At 49.7% G+C, this 18,032-nt stretch carries 17 protein-coding genes; 10 read left to right on the top strand and 7 right to left on the bottom strand.

Annotation, left to right across the window (positions count from 1 at the left end; translation table 11 throughout):
- Position 1: 1 nt before the first annotated feature.
- The gene (locus ACSC97_RS10020; RefSeq protein WP_212633079.1) at positions 2 to 457 is read right to left on the bottom strand and encodes a hypothetical protein; all 456 of its coding nucleotides are present in this window, start codon (positions 455 to 457) and stop codon (positions 2 to 4) included.
- A 70-nt stretch (positions 458 to 527) separates the two neighbouring features.
- Positions 528 to 2,405 carry an ADP-ribosylglycohydrolase family protein gene (locus tag ACSC97_RS10015; RefSeq protein ID WP_436660756.1) on the bottom strand — a complete coding sequence of 626 codons (1,878 nt, stop codon included), beginning with the start codon at positions 2,403 to 2,405 and terminating at the stop codon, positions 528 to 530.
- Positions 2,406 to 2,564: 159 nt separating this feature from the next.
- Between ACSC97_RS10015 and ACSC97_RS10010 the strand changes: the two genes are divergently transcribed.
- On the top strand, positions 2,565 to 3,098 hold the full coding sequence (locus ACSC97_RS10010; protein WP_436660754.1) for a hypothetical protein: 534 nt from the start codon (positions 2,565 to 2,567) through the stop codon (positions 3,096 to 3,098).
- 15 nt (positions 3,099 to 3,113) lie between these two features.
- On the opposite strand, the gene ACSC97_RS10005 is transcribed toward ACSC97_RS10010, so the two are convergent.
- The 5 genes from ACSC97_RS10005 to ACSC97_RS09985 all read right to left on the bottom strand — a co-directional run bounded on the left by ACSC97_RS10005 (position 3,114) and on the right by ACSC97_RS09985 (position 5,905).
- Positions 3,114 to 3,617, bottom strand: coding sequence for a GNAT family N-acetyltransferase (locus tag ACSC97_RS10005; protein WP_009521753.1), 504 nt, complete (start codon positions 3,615 to 3,617; stop codon positions 3,114 to 3,116).
- A complete protein-coding gene (locus ACSC97_RS10000; protein ID WP_009521754.1) occupies positions 3,614 to 3,892 on the bottom strand; it encodes a DUF1778 domain-containing protein in 279 nt (92 codons plus the stop codon). The genes ACSC97_RS10005 and ACSC97_RS10000 overlap by 4 nt, the downstream gene beginning before the upstream one ends.
- Positions 3,893 to 4,475: 583 nt before the next feature.
- Complete coding sequence (locus ACSC97_RS09995) at positions 4,476 to 4,982, bottom strand: MarR family winged helix-turn-helix transcriptional regulator (RefSeq protein ID WP_009521755.1); 507 nt, start codon at positions 4,980 to 4,982, stop codon at positions 4,476 to 4,478.
- 1 nt (position 4,983) lies between these two features.
- A complete protein-coding gene (locus ACSC97_RS09990; protein ID WP_009521756.1) occupies positions 4,984 to 5,469 on the bottom strand; it encodes a glutathione peroxidase in 486 nt (161 codons plus the stop codon).
- A 19-nt stretch (positions 5,470 to 5,488) separates the two neighbouring features.
- Positions 5,489 to 5,905 (bottom strand): organic hydroperoxide resistance protein, encoded by a 417-nt coding sequence (locus tag ACSC97_RS09985; protein WP_009521757.1) that lies wholly within the window; start codon positions 5,903 to 5,905, stop codon positions 5,489 to 5,491.
- Positions 5,906 to 6,068: 163 nt separating this feature from the next.
- Between ACSC97_RS09985 and ACSC97_RS09980 the strand changes: the two genes are divergently transcribed.
- The 9 genes from ACSC97_RS09980 (at position 6,069) to ACSC97_RS09940 (ending at position 17,838) form a co-directional block, all read left to right on the top strand.
- Positions 6,069 to 7,100 carry an aldo/keto reductase gene (locus tag ACSC97_RS09980; RefSeq protein WP_009521758.1) on the top strand — a complete coding sequence of 344 codons (1,032 nt, stop codon included), beginning with the start codon at positions 6,069 to 6,071 and terminating at the stop codon, positions 7,098 to 7,100.
- 1,239 nt (positions 7,101 to 8,339) lie between these two features.
- Entirely contained in the window at positions 8,340 to 8,633 is a 294-nt protein-coding gene (locus ACSC97_RS09975) for a hypothetical protein (protein WP_436660750.1), read from the top strand.
- A gap of 9 nt (positions 8,634 to 8,642) precedes the next feature.
- Complete coding sequence (locus ACSC97_RS09970; RefSeq protein WP_068551332.1) at positions 8,643 to 9,089, top strand: hypothetical protein; 447 nt, start codon at positions 8,643 to 8,645, stop codon at positions 9,087 to 9,089.
- Positions 9,090 to 9,176: 87 nt separating this feature from the next.
- Positions 9,177 to 11,168 (top strand): hypothetical protein, encoded by a 1,992-nt coding sequence (locus tag ACSC97_RS09965; RefSeq protein ID WP_436660748.1) that lies wholly within the window; start codon positions 9,177 to 9,179, stop codon positions 11,166 to 11,168.
- Between the two features lie 7 nt (positions 11,169 to 11,175).
- Positions 11,176 to 13,806 (top strand): hypothetical protein, encoded by a 2,631-nt coding sequence (locus tag ACSC97_RS09960; RefSeq protein WP_436660746.1) that lies wholly within the window; start codon positions 11,176 to 11,178, stop codon positions 13,804 to 13,806.
- Entirely contained in the window at positions 13,803 to 16,331 is a 2,529-nt protein-coding gene (locus tag ACSC97_RS09955) for a hypothetical protein (RefSeq protein WP_436660744.1), read from the top strand. The genes ACSC97_RS09960 and ACSC97_RS09955 overlap by 4 nt, the downstream gene beginning before the upstream one ends.
- Positions 16,332 to 16,361: 30 nt before the next feature.
- Positions 16,362 to 16,880: a hypothetical protein gene (locus ACSC97_RS09950; protein WP_151760500.1), complete on the top strand. Its 519-nt coding sequence runs from the start codon at positions 16,362 to 16,364 to the stop codon at positions 16,878 to 16,880.
- A 23-nt stretch (positions 16,881 to 16,903) separates the two neighbouring features.
- Complete coding sequence (locus tag ACSC97_RS09945) at positions 16,904 to 17,410, top strand: hypothetical protein (protein ID WP_107972487.1); 507 nt, start codon at positions 16,904 to 16,906, stop codon at positions 17,408 to 17,410.
- Entirely contained in the window at positions 17,407 to 17,838 is a 432-nt protein-coding gene (locus ACSC97_RS09940) for a hypothetical protein (RefSeq protein WP_436660742.1), read from the top strand. The genes ACSC97_RS09945 and ACSC97_RS09940 overlap by 4 nt, the downstream gene beginning before the upstream one ends.
- Positions 17,839 to 18,032 lie beyond the last annotated feature (194 nt).

Here is an 18,032-nt window from a genome sequence, read left to right as displayed (position 1 = left end):
ATCAGTCACTGGCCCACAGCCGATCGTCATCCTGGGTCGCGGCCCAGAAGTCATCGAAAAGGGCCAGCTTGGCTTCGTCTTTGGTTGCGTAGGTCTTGGTGCTGAACCGGCTCCCGATCCGGTAGCCCCACCGCTTGAACTTGTTCATGTGGACGCCGAGGTTGTGCCCATCGACGTTCAGGAAGCTGTTCCCCTTGGCGGACACCCGCCACTTGCGTTGCAGCCATCGGGTCCGGCGCGCTGCGCGATTGCGCAACTTGGCCTCACGCCGTTTCGGCCCCTCGTAGTCGCCGCTCATCTTCTCGGCGCAGACGCACCCGACGTCGAAGTTCTCGTCCAGATCCGGGTGCTCCATGATGTGGACGTAGCGGATCTTCTCGTTGCCGCACATCTGGCAGGTCGCGTAATCAGTTTCGTCCGCCGACTCGCCGTCGGCCCGCAGGTCGACCACGTCCACGCAGTGCCATCCTTTGTGGGGCACACCCGGCTGGTCCCATCGATTTCCGCTCATGCCAGTTCACTCCATCTCAGAATCCCGGGTACTTCCGCCAGATCCGCTGGTTCAGCTCTTCGTTGTCGCTGTACTCGCCGATCGCCCAATCCTTGAATTCGTAGAGGTCTTCCGCCAATTCGGTGATGACGTCGCGCAGTTCCAGCGGCTCCAGCCACTCGGCAGGGATCGCTTTCACGCCGTGCATCGCGCCCAGCAGGTTGCCGACGATCGCTCCGGTCGAGTCGGAATCGCCATCGTGGTTCACGGCCAGGATCACGCCATGTTTGAAATTGCGGGCGACCAGCGCGCAATAGATCGAGATCGCCAGGGCCTCCTCGGCGATCCAACCCTGGCCCAGCCGGGCAATGGCTTCTTCATGTGGCAAATCGGAATCGGCTAACTCCTCAGCCATCTCGATCGCTCGCAGCGTCTCCTCAAAGCCGGGCTCGGCTCGCAGGAGGAGTTTGGCGGCGGCCAGTGCTTCGCGCAGCGACGCGCCATCGGTCAGCGCTAGGATCAGCACCGCCAGCACACCACCGGTCAGGGCTCCGGTCGGGTGGCCATGGGTCAGCGCAGCCAACTCGGTACCCAGCCGGAAGGCGTCTTGGGGAGAGTCGTACTGCCGCAGGCGCCAGGCGAACAGACCGACCGGCGCAACCCGCATGACGCCGCCGCAGCCCTTGCTGTCGTTGCGGGCCGGCTCCCCGAGCGAGTTCATCGCCCGCAGGGCCGATAGGCAGGTGTTGCCCGGTGCGCGACGGCTGTGCAGTTGACGCTGCTGAAACAGCCAGCCAGGCTCATCGGTGCCGAAGTCGATGTCGCATGTCGGCCGTTCGCCTTGGGTTTGCAGCCAGCGCAAATAGGCATGGGCCGTTACCCCGGAATAGGTCGTGATGCCTTTGAAGCAGCCACGCACCCAGCCTCGAATCAACCCCTCGGCGGTGAACAGGGTCATCTGGGTGTCGTCGGTGATGGTCGCCAGACCTCCATATGCCGGTGCGTAGTGGGTGATTCCGTTGGGGCCAAAGCGACGCAGAATCTCGGTCCGCTTCATGAACTCAACCGGTGCGCCCAGCGCATCGCCGACTGCACCACCTAGTAGGCAGCCCAGAAACCGCCCCTGGACCGTGCGCTTTTGCTGGCGCTTGCTGCGCCAGGCAGCTGGTGCCGGTGTCTCGGTTCGTTCCGCCGCGCCCGTATCGGCAACAGGCTCCTCGTCCTCGTTGCCGGACAGGGTGTAGTAGACGCCCAACTCTGCGACTACGCGGGCGGCGGGCCGGGCGACGAGGTCCAACTGCTTACGCCACTCAGGCACATCGGAGCCGTCCCAACTGATGCCCAGGCCTTTCTCCCAGTAGGACAGGTAGGCCTCGCCCCGGTCTGCGGCGTAGTAGTTGCCGTTGCCGGCGGAGCAGTCGAGCGCGTACTCCCAGTTGTTCTCGCGCATGCAGACGCCGTGCTGGGGGTGAGGCACTTGCCCCAGCCCGATCAGGTATTCCGCGCTCTTGGCGTCCAACGGGCGAAAAACGGCCACCCGCAAGCGTCCGTCGTCCCGGGCGGTGATGGCAGCGATCAGAGCATCGCCACGTTGGATGGTGACCAGTTTGCCGCCGAGGTCCACGGGCCCGACCTCGAGCCACCAGTGGTCACCAGCGGCTGAAACGACATCGCGGGCATCGTCGGGCGCCAATAGCTCGGCAAGCCGATCCATTGCGGGTTCGACCTGCTGCCATTCGGCCTCCCCATCCCGGCTACGCTGCTGCAGACCGTGCAGCATCACGGCCAGCGGCAGGTCCCCGTTATCGAGCAGGGCCAACTTCAGATCGGCTGCTGGAACGGGGTACGCGATGTCCGGCAACCCGAACTGCGCCAGCGTCTCTGGCTTGAGGTGAAGCTCTGCGAAATCTTGCATGGTGCCCGTAACGATCCTTTTATCGCTGCGCCGCTTGTGATTATCACAATACGACGCACACACAAATCAAAATAGAGTCATGGACAGATTCTATGGCAGACCATATACTTTCCGCAATAACCCGTACAAGCATTCGCTAACCCGAACGAGCCAGCCAGGATGTCGAACGAACAGCTTGCAGATCTAACCCAGCCACAACGCGACCGGCTCGCGTTCGTGGAGTTGCGCGTGCGCTTCATCGGGGAGATACGCCGTCAGGACTTGGTCACGCGGTTTGGCATCCAGTCCGCCGCCGCATCCAGGGATCTGGCGCTTTACAAAGAGTTGGCCCCGGGCAACATCGACTACGACCCCAAGGGCAAGTCCTACGTCCTGGGGCCGGACTTCCGGCCCGTCTTCGACTTTCCACCGGAGCGGGTGCTGTCGTGGCTGACCCAGGGCTTTGGCGACGGTGAGCCGATGCGGCTCAAGGCGTGGGTGGCCAGCGAGAGCCCGTCACGGCTCACGCATCCGGATCTGGATGTGCTGGCGAGCGTGACCCGGGCGATCCATCAGGAGTGTCCGCTCGGCATCGAGTACCACTCCATCTCCAGTGGCCGCACCGAGCGGGAGATCGTCCCGTTCGCGCTGTTCGATCTGGCGGTCGATCCGCCAGCGCTGTGGGATGAGCAGCGGGAGAGAGTCGGGCTTTGAGGTGGAAACGCCACCTCAGCTCAACATGCCCTTGAGATCCTTGAGCATCAGGAACAGATGGTACGGATCAGTCGGGCTGGGCTCGAATTCCCACGATTCGTACCACTGTCGCGCTGCGTCGTCTTTGGCATGCACCAACAGGCAGCGAATGCCGGCGATGTCGGCAGCCTGTGCCGTGCGCAGCAGGGCGTCCTTGAGCAAGGCCTGGCCCAGTCCTTTGCGCTGATGTTCCTTGTCCACCGCGAGCCGGGCCAGGATCATGACCGGCACTGGGTGGCGCGCCAGCCCCTTCATCACTCTCGACGGCGCGGCTTCCGGATCGACGCTACCAACGGCCAGGCTGTAGAAGCCGACCACCACGTCACCCTGGCAGCAGACATAGGTCTGCGCGCTGTTGGCCTTCTGGTTGACGAGCGCGTAGCGCTGCAGGAACTGGTTCAGCGCGACCTGGCCGCAGTCGAACGCATCGACCTGATCCGTTGCCGCGAGCTTGCGAACGGGTGAGTAGTCAGCGCTCAACCCAGCGCCCCGGGCTCACGCAGCAACTTCTTCAGGCGCGGCTTGCTTTGCACCGGGCGGTCCAGCGCTTCCTGGAACGCCTGCCACTGTGTGTCGTCCAGTACGAACTGACGACGATCTGCCAGCGTCTGCGCGGCCGCCGTCACGCCCGCGTCGAGCAGGAACTCGCTGACGTTCTTGTGGCAGGCGCGTGCGGCTTCCTGCAGCAGTTGCTTGACTGGCGTACTGGCGCGAACGTCAATGCGTTCGGTCTTGGAAAGATTCGGGGTGCTCATGGTGCCCCTCCGGACTGATCTTGGATGCCCTTATTGTAGGCGTCCGGACATTGTCCTGACAAGGAGTTTCTTGTCTTGGCCACCATCCAAGCACGTACTTCCGCGTTGCCATATGTCGGTAGTCCCCGATAACTACCGACGAAACGCAACCGCAGCGTTTCCTTCGCCACCCGATGCTGCACAAATTCGCCAGGAGCGAATTTGGACGACGAAGTCGGCCCCGCAGGGGCGAACCCCATGGATGGGGTGAGCAATCCAATCGCTTGATTCGTCCGCGCGTAACTCTTTGATCTGTTAGGGGGCCGTGTTGGGGTCTCTGCGGACTTCGGGCCAGTTTCAGGGAGCGAGGTCGGAGCGAGGAATGGCCAGGAGAGAGTGGCCTGACGACGCTGGCGCCCGACATCGTGGCGGCCATCCTGGACGACGCACTGCCGAACCACATCACGTTGTTCGATCTGGCGGTGGACCCGCCGGCGCTGTGGGATGAGCAGCGGGCTGGGATCGGGACGAAATACTCTGCCTGTTGGGAATAAACGCGGCTCGACGCAGCGCCTTGCGGTCGTCTCGGGCGACCCCAGCGTAATCAATCATTCGGTAGGGGCAGTGTGCAATCCGGGGTTTGTTCGCGTAAACCTGTCAGAAGCTCATCCAGTAGTGTGGCGAGCGCCGTGGCCTTTTCGAGCGGAAAATGCGTGGTGGCGGCGAGTTCGGCGGGAATGCAGGCGCAATGCGAGCGCAGCGCATCGCCGGCCTTGGTCAGATAAATCTCGACGATGCGTTCATCATCTTGGCGGCGCTGACGTTGCACCAGTCCTTGCAGCTCGAGCCGCTTGAGCAGCGGGGTCAGCGTGTTGGTATTGAGCAGGGCGCGCGCGCCGATGCGAGACACTGGGCAGGGCGCGTCTTCCCACAGGATCATCAGCACGATGTACTGCGGGTAGGTCAGCCCCAGCGGCTCCAGCAGAGGCTGATAGAGCCGCGTGATCAGGCGCGAGGCGGCGTACAGGCGAAAGCACAACTGAAGATCGAGGCGCAGGTGATCCTCGGGGTTGGCATCGCCCGGAGGCGCTGATAATGACCGTCTGCTCATCTCAGGCCGCCCCGAGAGCCTTGGCAAGGAGCTGATCGATCTTGTCGGGACGCGTGGTGGGGGCGAAGCGGCGCAGCGGCTGACCGTCCCGGCCGATCAGGAACTTGGTGAAATTCCACTTGATCTGGCGACCGACGAGGCCAGGGAGTTGCATGCTCAGCCACTTGAACAGCGGATGCGCATTGGGCCCTTTGACATCGACCTTTTCAAACATCGGGAAGCTCACGCCGTAATTGACAAGGCAACTGCCTTCAATGGTATCGGCGTCGCCGGGCTCCTGATTGCCGAACTGGTTGCAGGGAAAACCCAGCACCACGAAACCCTGGCCGGCATATTTTCGATACAGGGACTCCAGCCCCGCGTACTGGGGCGTAAAACCGCATTTGCTGGCGGTGTTGACGACCAGCACCACCTGTCCGGCGTAGCGGGAAAGCTCGACCGGCTCGCCGCGCAGGGAACGGGCCTGGAAATGATGAAATTCGCTCATGGGACTCTCCTGGGAAGGCTCAGCGCAGTTCCAGCGCGACGTCGACGTTGCCGCGTATGGCATTGGAATAAGGACAGACGGCATGCGCCTGCTCCACCAGCGCCTGTGCCTGTTCCCGCGGCAGGCCGGGCAGGGTCACCACCAGTTTGACCGCCAGCGCGAAACCGCCCTGGTCATTGGGCCCGATGCCCACCGTGGCGTCGACGCGGGTTCCCTCCAGGGTGATCTTCTGCTGCCGGGCGACATGGATCAGCGCGTTCTCGAAGCAGGCGGCATAGCCGCCGGCGAACAGCTGCTCGGGGTTGGTGCCCGCGCCGCCACTGCCTCCCAGACTTTTGGGCAGGCTCAATTGCAGATCCAGCGCGCCATCGTCGGTGGTCACGTGGCCGCTGCGGCCGCCGATGGCCGAGGCATGGGCTTCATAGAGGATGTTCATTGAGGGTGCTCCTGATGAGGGTGTCTTGCTAAATAATATCGCGCGCGATACAATCGCACAAGACACCTGCGCTTCATTCTGATCCGCGATTGAGTCGCTGTGTGGCGGTTTGGATTGGCAACGGGTCTGAACGCGAGTCTTTTGATAGAAAAGGAGAACGGTCATGCAATATCGTCAATTGGGTCAATCCGGACTGTTGGTATCCGAGTTGTGCTTCGGCACGATGCCGTTTGGCGCCAAGGGCTATTGGGAAGTGGTCGGCGGCCTGGATCAGGCGGCGGCGCAGCGCCTGGTGGATATCGCCATCGACGGCGGCATCAATTTTTTTGACACGGCCGATGTCTATTCCCACGGTCAGTCGGAGGAGATTCTCGGCAAAACCTTGCAGGGCAAGCGTGATCAGGTGGTGCTGGCCACCAAGGTGCGTGGTCGCATGAGTGCCAACATCAACGACGTGGGTCTGAGCCGACACCACATCATTCAAAGCTGCGAGAACAGTCTGAAGCGTCTGGGCACCGACTACATCGATCTCTACATTGTCCACAGCTTCGATTTCATGACGCCGCTGGAGGAAACCCTCTCGGCGCTCGATGACCTGGTGCGTCAGGGCAAGGTGCGCTATCTGGGCTGTTCCAACTACTTCGCCTGGCAGCTCATGAAGGCGCTGTCGATCTCCGAGCGCAAGCACCTGGAGAAGTTCGTCTCGCTGCAGGCCTACTACTCGCTCGTCGCTCGTGACGTGGAATACGAACTGGTGCCGCTGTGCGAGGACCAGGGCCTGGGTCTGACACCCTGGTCGCCGTTGGCAGGAGGCTTCCTGACCGGCAAGTACCCTCGGGGGAACCAGAAAGCGCAGGAAGGCCGCCGCAGCCGTGAAGAACAAAACTTCCTCCAGCTCGACGAGGATCGCGCTTACGCCATTCTTGACGAAGTGCAGCGGATCGCCAGTGAGCGCGGCGTAAGCCCTGCCCAAGTGTCTCTCAACTACCTGTTGCGCAAGCCGACGGTGAGTTCGGTGCTGATTGGTGCAACCAAGCCAGAACAGCTCGAGGACAACCTCAATACCGTGGCCTGGTCACTGACGCCGGAGGAAGTGGCCCGGCTCGACGCGGTCAGCGAGCCGCCGCGCATGTATCCGAAGTGGATGCTGGATTTCACGCGTCTCGATCGGGACGATCCTCAAATGATGCTTTGATCGTGATGTCGACGAGGGCTCGAAGCCGAGCCTCGTACGAATACAATGGACTACCCCTCCAGGTAGTCCATGATTTCTGCCGCCCTCCCGTCGGTAGTTATCAATATGTACCGACGAAACGCAACCGCAGCGTTTCCTTCGCCACCCGATGCTGCAATCCAACCGCTTGATTCGTCCGCGCGTAACTCTTTGATCTGTATGGCGCTGACTTATGGCCTTTGCGGACTTCGGGCCAGTTTCGGAGAGCGGGGTCGGAGCGAGGAATGGCCAGGAGAGAGTGGAATATGGCTCGGAACGGCCAATTCTGGCGGTTGGCGAAGTCCGCAGGCTTCCGCAGAAACCCCCAACAACACGCAGGAACCGGCGCGATCAGGCAAGAAAAAACCCCAACCGAGAACGGTTGGGGTTTCGTTATTGGTGGGGTGGCGGCAATTGAACTAGAGTTATAAGAATATGTTATTTAAAGATTAAATTTTATATAAAAATTACAGTGTACAGGATGGTGTACAGATTAATTGCGGCTAGGCTTATTTATCGAGTTTGGTAGAGAGAATGGGAGTCAACCTATCTGACTAGTTTTACAGCCAAGTTGACTGGTTTGGGGGAGAGGTTCACTGGTTTTGATTGTATTTGAGCAAAATCAAACAAGTCTTTTGGATAAAACTGATGTTCACGATATAAAGTATCATCTATACCGAATATTGGTATCATTCCAAAAACGGTAATATTCCCAATTTTGGGATTTTGAACGATCCCGTTTTTGGGATTTTGAACGATCCCGTTTTTGGGATGCAGAACCTATCAATGAATCTACCATTGAATCAATCATCTCTCTTTTAAGAGAGCACCGTCTTAATTCAAGGTCAAATCTTCTTCCATATTCAAAAAATAAACTTCAAAAGCAACTTGATATATGCACCAATTTTGCACTGGCTTGAGCTGTAAATGATTTAAATTAAAAAATGATAATGGGTACATCAATAATTTTTGTGAGCTTGTAGGGCAAATTAGAGCGTTATATGAGTGTCTATCTTTAGCACTATTTAATTAGATTATGTTCGCGGTAGTGATCCAGAATAAGACGACTGTTTCAACGCAATTTTATGTGGTGGAGTAAAAGACTAAAAATATAGTGTTTTACGGTCTCCCTCGCGCGCGCGCGCGTTTTGTTGAAATATACCCATTTTTTTATAGCATATTTTAACTCTTAATGGATTCAGCACCATAAGATGAAATTTTATGTTTAATGAACTTTATTGTTTTTCTGTCCCAGAAAATTTGTTTATTAATAAAAAGGTTAGAAAATATTCAGCCCCGAACTATATTTCAATGTTGAATGAGCTCAAAGAGGAACATTACTTGACGGGGGAAAAGATTGCATTCGTACTTGATATACAAGGGGGGAGTACTGTTTCAGCATGGGCTGATGGTTCAATACCAGAGTATGTTCACGGGGACTTATTTATTGATTTATGGAAGACTATGACCAATAAGTCTGATGATCAAATTCCACGTACTGTTCGCTTTAATTGAGAATAAGAGATGACTTCTAAATTTAAATTACGTGAACCAATTACAGGTTTAGCCATGGAGCGAGCGCAAGAGTTATGTAGTCTTGTTATACAAGGTATAAATCAGTTTCAAACTGATATTTACTATCATGATTCTAATCAGCTTTTTGATCACTGTCTCGTTGATAAGCTAAAGTTGATAGCAAAAAACTTAGATGAATTAATTTATATATTATTAGGGTTGGTTAAACCCAATAGTATTCATTATGCAGGCATGAAAAAATCAGTTAGCTTAATTAATACAACACCAAATGTCTTTATCATTACGGCGCACTACTTGAACCCAGACAATAAATATAAGCGGTTACTTAACAAGTACTACTTCGATCAAGAACTTGAAGGAATAAAAGCTAAGTTAAGTTTAGTAATAGTTAACTTAGAAAAAATGAGTATCCAAAAATCTTTAAAGAGAAATTAAAAAGATAAGCTTTAATTTACTCATTTTTTTGAATTTCCTTATTCTTTAAATTAGCCTTATTGAATAAAACAGGCTGAAAAGTAAATAATGCGTATTCCAGTATCTAAAGGGCGTGTTGATGCTCAAGCCCAAATGCAGACTTTTACACCAAATACGGGCTTAGCTGAAATTGGTCGTTCTATTGGAGGGGCACTAGAGGCTCGTAGTGAAAAACTTAGAGAAGAACAGGATAAAACAGAAAAAGCTGATTTTGCATTACAGTCATCCAAGATTGGTGCTGATATTAGCGTTGTAGATAATGATTTACTGCTAAAAATGCAGAGTGGGGAATTAACCTACGATAATGCCGTAAAGCAAAGACAGGAAAGCCTTGAGTCAATCAAGACGCAGTATAAAAATGTGGTGCCTAAGCAGTTTGAGCAAAACTTTAATAATTACTTTGAACAGCATTCTTATCAGAGTGCATCGAAGTATCTGCCTATTGCACAAAAATCAGAACAACAACAGGCAATTGTCCAGCTCAAAGGCATGCGAGAAAACTATCTTAAAAATCCTAATGCTTCTGAAAAAGAGGTGTGGAATGGATTGTCTTTGTATGCACAGTCCAAAGGTTTACCGTTGGCTCATGTTCAGGACACTTTTAATGAGTACAAAAATAATCGTTCTAGCAATGATGTTGCTGCATTCTATTTAGGAAATAAGTCTGACAATGAAAAGCTAACTGAACTCTCAACTCCTGAAGCTGTTATTGCAAAACATCCTGATTTAACTCAAGAACAGGCTGTTTACTGGAGTGGTCGAACATTAACCCAGATTGACCAGAATAACCGTGCGGCTGCATTGCAGCAAAAACAGTTGGATGATGATGCCAAAGATGCTGTTAATGAGATGAAAGCAGACATCGAAACAGGCTTAATCCCAAGTGAAGACGTCATCAAATCTCGTTTGGCACGTGTTAAGGGTACGGAAAAAGAGTCTGAGTTTGTCCAATACAGTGGAGCTTTGGTTGAAGTCCAGCAGTTCATGAGATTAGGGCCAGATGAACGTGAAGCCTATCTGAGCAAGAGACGGGTAGAAGCTCAAAATACGGCGCAGGACAATCCAAAAGATGTCAGTTGGAAATTGAATCTTCTGTCGAAGACTCATGAGAACATGCTCAATTATGAGAAAAATAACTCCACTTTGGCCTACTCGATTAAGACAGGTCAGGATCTAACGGTAGTACCTACCAATGCAATTTTAAGTGGTAACCCTGAAGCCATTGCAGCTTTGTCTAAGAATATTAAATCTATTCACGCAAATAACGTATTGAATGGCACAGTAGGATCCTTAAATCCATTCTCGACACAGCAACAATCTGAATTAAAGCAGTTCTGGGAAAAAGCCAAACCAGGTGACAAATTAAGTTTGCTTACCAGTCTTTATAAATCCAGCGCAGGCAATGCCAATGCATCCAGAGACATGATTAATAGTATTGCTGGTGAAAGTGGAGCATACCGTTTATCTGCCTCTCTAAATAATCGTGGTCTACAAGATATCGCTGGACAAATTATTACGGGCCAAGAGTTGTTAGAAAAAGGGTTGGTAAAAGTAGATGAGGCTGGTCTCAGAAACCGTGCTGAAACTTATCTGAAAGGAGTGACATCCCCAGGTAAGCCTGATTTCCAGATTTACCTAGATGCGGTCAAAGCGAATTACGCATACCTAATTCAGAAGTCGGATAAGGTCGCTGACTCTAAAGGAAACCTACTTAATAAAACCGTCGATGAGGATTTATTTGGTAGAGCGATCTTAAATGTGACTGGAGGTAAATTCACATCGGGTGGCATATTTGGAAGCAAATCAGTTGTTTTGAGGCCACATACGGTGAGTGAGAAATCATTCCAAGAGCAGCTGGAGAACTTCAACTCTCGTAATGCTCGTTATTATGGTGGATCTGACAAAGACTTCTTTTTGGATCTGCCTTTAGAGCAAGACCCTAAGAATCCATACGTCTATTACTTCAAGAATGGCACCAAATACATCATGGATGCCACTGACAAAAAAAGACAAAAACGTTTAACTTTTACGGTTCGATGAGGTAGAGATGGATTTTTTAGCAGATGACGAATTAACGTTAAATCAGGATGATCCTCGCTTCAAACCTAAGAGTGAGCGTGGTGGATTTAGTGATGGAGCTTTAGGTATTGTTTCTGGTGTTGCCATGGGTACTGTTGAGGCAGCTACTGCACCAGATGCCTTGATACGTGGTGATAAGAAAGCAGCGGCACTAAGAGCGCAAAACCTTGAGATCTTTAAACCTGATGACTTAGGGGGAGTAGGTGAGTTTACCTATGGCCTGACTAAAGACTTCACTCGTATTGGTTGGAACGCCGTCACAACATTAGGTACAGGCGGTGTACCCGGTTTAGCATTAAATTCTGGGCTATTTGGATACCAGACCTTTGAAGCAGAGAAATCAGATTTATTGAATAAAGGAGCAGATGTAAAAACTGCTCGCACTGGTGGCGCCATTAAAGGGCTTGCAGATGCAGCAAGTTTTGCGATTCCTACCAACGGCGTTGCTAAATCAGTGGTCGCTGATGCTGTGGCCACTACTGCGCTGGCTACTGGGGCAGGGGTCGCTGGTGATTATTTAGAAGGTTCGTTTCTTAAAACCAATGAAAATAAAAAGGTCGCTCAATACGGTGAGGCATTAAAGGAAAATGCTTTAAGTCCATCCACATTAGCAGCAAACGGCGGGATGGCCTTATTACTCAACTTGTGGGCGAACAAAGGGCGTTTACGACCAGAGCAGATTAAAGACCATAGTAATGTAGATACTATGAATGATGCGGCTCATATTCAGGCCAACATCGAGCATGCAGAGGGTACGAATCCATTTAGCCCAACTAATGCAAAAGAGGCCAATTCACACTTTGATGCATTGGATAGTGCAATGGAGAGTGCATTGAATGATGAGCTGGTCAGCTTAAAAGCACCAGTGACAGGCACACCTAAAGCAGTAGTAACCAGTACGCCAGTGGTACCAATAACAGGTACACCGAAGGCTATTGTAAGACCAAGCGCTATCAATACTGATGAACATAAAGCGCCAGTAATAGCCGATGTCTTGACTAACCCTGTATTTGATAAAAAACCGTGGACAAAAACGATTGTCCAGGAAGCCTCTAAACGGGGTATCAATCCAGTGGATGCCTTAATCATTTCCCATTTGGAAACTGGTGGCACCTTCAGCACTTCAATCCAGCCAAAGGACAGAAACGGTAAGTTACTATCTTCCGCTACCGGCTTATTCCAGACTTTGGATAGCACCTTTGCCCGTATGGGAGGTAAGAACAAGTTTGATGGCAATGATCAAATTAAAGCGGGCCTAAATTACTACGAGCATAATGCCAAAGTTTTCCGCAGTCACTTTAATCGAGATCCTAACGGGATAGAACTGTATTACATGCATTTCTTCGGTGAAGGTGGTGGACCAGTATTTTTAAAGGCGAAAGATAATGAGCTTTTTGTAGATGTGGCCACACGCTGGAGCAAAGGTAATAAGAAACAGACTGCGAGACAGGTTGCGGAAGGCATTACTTCAAGCCATCAATTCAATGGTATGACTGTTGGGCAGGTAAAGGCCAAATACGAAAAGCGCTGGAATGATATAGCCAAGCTTTATGGTGATGTTCGTCCAGATGCTTCAGCAAGATCTACTGAAGTCCGAGGAAGCGAATCAGAGTTCCCACAGTTTGAGTCTGATATAGCCGCACCTCCCGCGTACAAATCCCAATCTGATGCTGAAATTGAGGCAATGCCTTTTGTGTTCAGTGCAGATGAACATGGTGTTAAATCACTTCAGGAAGAGTTTGATGCTCTATCGTCCCCATTGACTAAAGAGGATCTGGAATACTTAAAGGCTACGGCGCATTATCAATATTCTGATGGCGGTACTTACCGGACGCCGTATGTTGAACCTCAGGTTGATTTATCTGGTCCCGGTAATAGCGCCAATCGTACTTTGGATACACTGGAATCCGACCTTTACCAACTTGAGCCAGAACAACAAAGAGTTATTGTTGCAGAGCCTGAGTCAAATATTTCAGATCTCAGTACCAGAACATCTGATCCGAATATTCCGCAAAACTCTATCGCTGAAGGTATAGATAATTGGACTCCTACCAGGTCTCAAAATTACCTCAAACGAGAACGCTCAGTTGATGGTGGGGGCATCATTCAAGAGCTACACAATAAGACCTCTAATACGACATTCCAGCGTCAGGTAAATCAGGATGGCACCATTAGCCCGGTAAAAGCCACACGTAATGGAGATGAGCTGTTTGCCCATCCTGCGAATGGTAAAGCAGATAGCCCTGAATTAACTGCAGTACAGCATAAAGCTGCTCAGGCATTAGAGCGAGAGTTCTGGAAGCCAGGTAAGGTCAAGGTCGATGGTGCACCAGACTTAACCAAATCCAGTAAAGGGGAATACGGCGCATTCACTGATACGCCAGACGGCAGGGAAGCGGTTTCAATTCTGGAAGCAGATCCCGACATGGAAGTAACTTTTACTCGTCTGGATGAAAATGGGGATGAAGAAATTGTGACGATGTCATCCCGTGATTTACTGGACTATGTAAAAGAGCAAGAAGAAATCGCAAAAGACGAAATTCAGGCAGTGAAAGCATTGGCAAGCTGCGCATTAAGATTTGGGAGTGAAGCAGCATGAGAGCTGAATGTAGAGAACAAGTTGCAAAGGCACTAGGTAAAAGAAGATTAAGTGCAGCTGATAGTAATCGTATTTCATCACTGTATATTCGAGCACAAAATACGTTGGCTAGAACTGATGCAGATTGGATGTTCAAAAGTCCTGCTGAGCGTGCGGAAGCCATTGCTCAGAAAACAGCTACAGATCTCGCCGTACAGATTGCCAAGAATAATCAAAATATTGCCAGAGATGCTGTCATTAAGGCGCAGGTGCAGAATGAAATTTATAACCATCCTAAATTAAATCCAGTCCAGGCTTTAATGCGGAAAATCGCATACTTCTCTGACCAGAGTGGTATCCAGTCGATAGAGAAGCAATCTCAAGCCTTACATAGCCGTTGGATGTCCTTGGTAGCCGATGTGTTTACCAAGACACAAGAACGCTTTGGCATGTCAGTAAACAAGGCTATGACTGATGACATAATCCGGGTCATGTTTGGTGGTAAGTCTGATAACCCAGAAATTACAGCAATGGCCAAAGAGGTTAGTGCTGCTTTGGAGGAGATGCGTTTAGCCTTCAACCGTGCTGGTGGGAACATCAAGAAACTGGATAACTTTGGCTTCATGACCTCACATGATCAGAAAAAGGTAGCTTTGACTGATCAATCAGAGTGGGTTAATGATGCTTTGGCTGGACTGGATCGAAATCAATATGTCAAAGAAACTGGAGAGCTGATGGATGAGCTGGAGCTTAAATCCATGCTCGAGGAGGTCTATAAAACTATTTCAACCAACGGCGCCAATAAGGATTTGCAAGTACTCACTAAGCAGATGAAAGCACCAGCATCACCTGTAGGTGGTCGCTCTAAGATGGCAAATCGTCACCAAGAGTCCAGGGCTTTGCATTTCAAGGATGGTGAAGCATGGCTGGCGTATCAGAAGAAATATGGAACTTATGATGAAGCAGGGTTTCATGAGATTCTGAAAAACCATACTCACCGCATGAGTACGGAAGTGGCAATGATGCAGAACCTTGGATCCAATCCTCGTCATACGTTTGAATCTCTATTGGATGAAGCCAAGATCAAACTGAAAGCAGATCCACAGAATGGATTGAAACATGGCGAAATTGATAAGCAGGCTCATCGAGCCATGTCGATGTACAACACTTTGGATGCCAATACCCGGGCGATTGATTCAACACTGGGAAATGTTATGGGTGGTCTGCGTGCCCTAATGGTTTCATCTAAATTAGGTGGCACCACATTAACGACCTTTGGTGATCATGCCAGTATGAAGAAAGTGGCTAATATGCTGGGCCTGTCTTATACCAAATCCATCCTCCCTGAATACATGAAGCAACTGAAACAGGGTGCTACACGTGATGAAGCCCTACGTTTTGGGCTTGGTATAACTGAGATGGTAGGCGGTATGTCTCGCTTTGGAGATGCTGATGTGGTGAGTAGTGCCACTAAATCAGGCCGCTTTAATGCGCGTATGCAGGCCTTTGCTGCAATGACTATGAAAGTGTCAGGATTAAACGCCGTGACAGCCAGTGCTAAACGAGCGCTTAATCTGGTGCATATGAATAAGCTTGCTGAAATGACCCGTAAAACGGATTGGAAGGATCTTGGTGCGGATGATCTTAAGATCCTGCAGGGGAACGGTATTACCGAACGTGACTGGCAGTTGTGGCAGCAACTGGAGCCAAGTAAACGTGAAGATGGGACGGCGGTACTTTCGCAGAATGACTTCTTTAATGCACCAGATGATGTGATGAAGCAGTTCTTGCCACTGGACAAGCAGGACAATGCTAATGCACTGGCTGACTTCCGGTATAAAGCTGCTATGAAATACCAGACTCATATCTTTAATGAGGAGTCAGTCGCTATTATCGAAGCAGGTGTACGTGAACGTAGCATCATTAACTTAGGTGAAGCCGGAACTATCCAAGGGGAATTGGGCCGAACCCTATTCCAGTTCAAAGGCTTCCCATTGGCTTATATGTTCCGTATTGGTCATCGTGCCTTTGCTCAGGGAGATATTAAGAGTCGGGTGACGTTCCTAGCTTCGCTACTGGCTTATCAAACTTTAGCAGGTGCATTGATCGTTCAGACCCAGAACTTGGCCAATGGTAAGAATCCAGAGCCTGTATTTACGATTGATTTCTTTGGTAAGTCACTTCTTAAAGGTGGCGGGCTTTCCTTCCTGGGGGACATCATGTCTGCACTTTCAGATCCAACCGGTCGAAGTGCATCAGACTTTATCAGTGGCCCATTATTAGGCCAAAGCATGAAGTTGGGTATGCTGCTAACCGGTATGGGTAACAACATCATTGAGGGGAAAGAATCTACCCGGATGATGGAAGTGGCCAATACCCTGAAGAGTAATATTCCATTGCAGAATCTTTGGTACAGTAAACTGGTCGTAGATCGAATGCTGTATTCCAAAATGCAGAATATGATTGATCCTGATTATCTACCAAGAACACAGCAGCGCCTGGAGAACTTAGGTAATAGTTACTGGTGGGATTTATCAGAAGAATAAAATTAGGAGCTTCGGCTCCTTTTTTGTTGTATGTTATTTGCGGAAAAGATAAAAAGAGACGCTTTGGTGAAAAGAAAAATAGCCCTAATAGGTATCAGTCTTGCTGGTCTGATCAGTTCGTTTAGCCATGCTGATGATGTGTATGCTACATATGAAGTGCTGACATCTAAAGAGTTGGCCAATAAATCAATTCTAGCAATGGAAAGTTTTAGCTGCTCAATATGGGCAGATTTAATGGGGGATAAAGAGGCCAGCGATACTTTTCTTATGAATGGATACGATCATGGGAAGATATATGTAGAAGGCCTTTTAAATAAGAAAATTCAATATGATGATAAACGAAGATATATTCCAGGCATTATGTACCCCGAGTTGAAGTTTACGCCTAATGTGGATTTCATGTTGGGGGCTATCTTTCAAAAAGTCAGTGACAATACTAAAGCAATTACATATGACTTTGATGCCAAAGGCTCTGATAAATATTTTTCGAAGTCTAAAGAATCGTACGCTAAGAACGGATGTGCCAAAATTTTATTAGAAATGAAATAGAAAAAACTTTTTGGAAATTGAATATGATTTTAGACCGCGGATTCCAGCTCGAAATAATGAAAAAGATGGCTGAGGTGTACCCAGCCGCATATAACTTTTGGACTGATATTGATTATCGAGATAAAGAAAATCAGCATAAGCTTTATTCAAATCTCTACTACTTACAATCTCATGGATTATTAGAACCAAAGAGTATTCACTACACTACTAGCCTAGACGGTATAGGAAGCTGGACCTTGGGAAATACTAGGCTAAATCACAAAGGAATGGATTTCTTGGCTGATGACGGTGGACTATCTGCAATCTTAGGTACCGTGACTATCAAGTTTGAAACTGAGCAACTAAAGGCTATTTTGGCTGCAAAAATCATGAGTTCTGATCTTAGTCCTGAACGCAAAACTACAATGATTGATTCAATCAAAGAGCTACCTGCAGAAGGTCTAAAGCATTTAACAACAAAAATTGTAGATGTTGGATGGGATAACTTAGATTCACTTATGACCTTAATTCAGAGCAGTCTTCCATTATGAAAAAAATATTAATCTGTTCACTATTAACTTTTATTAGTTCAGTAGTTTTAGCAACTCCAATCACCCTTCAGCATTCTAAGACCAGCTATGTGAATTCAGGGATTTGTTCCGCTGTAGTAGATGTGACGATTCATGATTTTCTTGGTACCAATGACAAGCTGTATTTGGATCTTGTGGCAAAGGATAAAGCTGGCAGAGTACAGGGGACTTCAGAGAATGTAATTACCGGCGGTAATGTACAAAATTTTTCTGGGCAATCTTTTGGCAGAGTCTTTATAGAGTCAGAAACTATATGTGGTGCTGGCAGTACTTGGACAGTTCAGGTTAAGCGCGCCGTATTGATTGTAGATGGCAAAGGAGAAGATTTGCTGAAAGCAAAAAAGGTACATATTGATGACTTTCAACCAATGAAATTTAAAGTTCAATAATGAATGATTTGAGTATAAAAAATATACTTTCCTACCGTTACTCTTAAAAAAACGCATATTTTAGGCTGTTACTCTTGTAGTTGGCTTTGTTGCATAAATAAATTTCATCCCCATACATGTTAGATGAATACAGAATCAAAAAGCCGATACAAAACAACGAACTGGTCTGAGTACAATCAGGCTTTACGTCAACG

The organism is Acinetobacter sp. P1(2025) (assembly GCF_051390655.1).
Classification (GTDB): Bacteria; Pseudomonadota; Gammaproteobacteria; order Pseudomonadales; family Moraxellaceae; genus Acinetobacter; species Acinetobacter junii.
This window is presented reverse-complemented; position numbering and strand designations above follow the sequence as displayed.

Excerpts from the sequence above, each read along its gene's own strand:
- ACSC97_RS09975 (WP_436660750.1), top strand. The coding sequence starts at position 8,340 with ATGTTTAATGAACTTTATTGTTTTTCTGTCCCAGAAAATTTGTTTATT.
- ACSC97_RS10010 (WP_436660754.1), top strand. The coding sequence starts at position 2,565 with ATGTCGAACGAACAGCTTGCAGATCTAACCCAGCCACAACGCGACCGG.
- ACSC97_RS10015 (WP_436660756.1), bottom strand. The coding sequence starts at position 2,405 with ATGCAAGATTTCGCAGAGCTTCACCTCAAGCCAGAGACGCTGGCGCAG.
- ACSC97_RS09995 (WP_009521755.1), bottom strand. The coding sequence starts at position 4,982 with ATGAGCAGACGGTCATTATCAGCGCCTCCGGGCGATGCCAACCCCGAG.
- ACSC97_RS10000 (WP_009521754.1), bottom strand. The coding sequence starts at position 3,892 with ATGAGCACCCCGAATCTTTCCAAGACCGAACGCATTGACGTTCGCGCC.
- ACSC97_RS09945 (WP_107972487.1), top strand. The coding sequence starts at position 16,904 with ATGATTTTAGACCGCGGATTCCAGCTCGAAATAATGAAAAAGATGGCT.
- ACSC97_RS09970 (WP_068551332.1), top strand. The coding sequence starts at position 8,643 with ATGACTTCTAAATTTAAATTACGTGAACCAATTACAGGTTTAGCCATG.
- ACSC97_RS09950 (WP_151760500.1), top strand. The coding sequence starts at position 16,362 with ATGTTATTTGCGGAAAAGATAAAAAGAGACGCTTTGGTGAAAAGAAAA.
- ACSC97_RS09940 (WP_436660742.1), top strand. The coding sequence starts at position 17,407 with ATGAAAAAAATATTAATCTGTTCACTATTAACTTTTATTAGTTCAGTA.
- ACSC97_RS09980 (WP_009521758.1), top strand. The coding sequence starts at position 6,069 with ATGCAATATCGTCAATTGGGTCAATCCGGACTGTTGGTATCCGAGTTG.
- ACSC97_RS09960 (WP_436660746.1), top strand. The coding sequence starts at position 11,176 with ATGGATTTTTTAGCAGATGACGAATTAACGTTAAATCAGGATGATCCT.
- ACSC97_RS09965 (WP_436660748.1), top strand. The coding sequence starts at position 9,177 with ATGCGTATTCCAGTATCTAAAGGGCGTGTTGATGCTCAAGCCCAAATG.
- ACSC97_RS09990 (WP_009521756.1), bottom strand. The coding sequence starts at position 5,469 with ATGAGCGAATTTCATCATTTCCAGGCCCGTTCCCTGCGCGGCGAGCCG.
- ACSC97_RS09985 (WP_009521757.1), bottom strand. The coding sequence starts at position 5,905 with ATGAACATCCTCTATGAAGCCCATGCCTCGGCCATCGGCGGCCGCAGC.
- ACSC97_RS09955 (WP_436660744.1), top strand. The coding sequence starts at position 13,803 with ATGAGAGCTGAATGTAGAGAACAAGTTGCAAAGGCACTAGGTAAAAGA.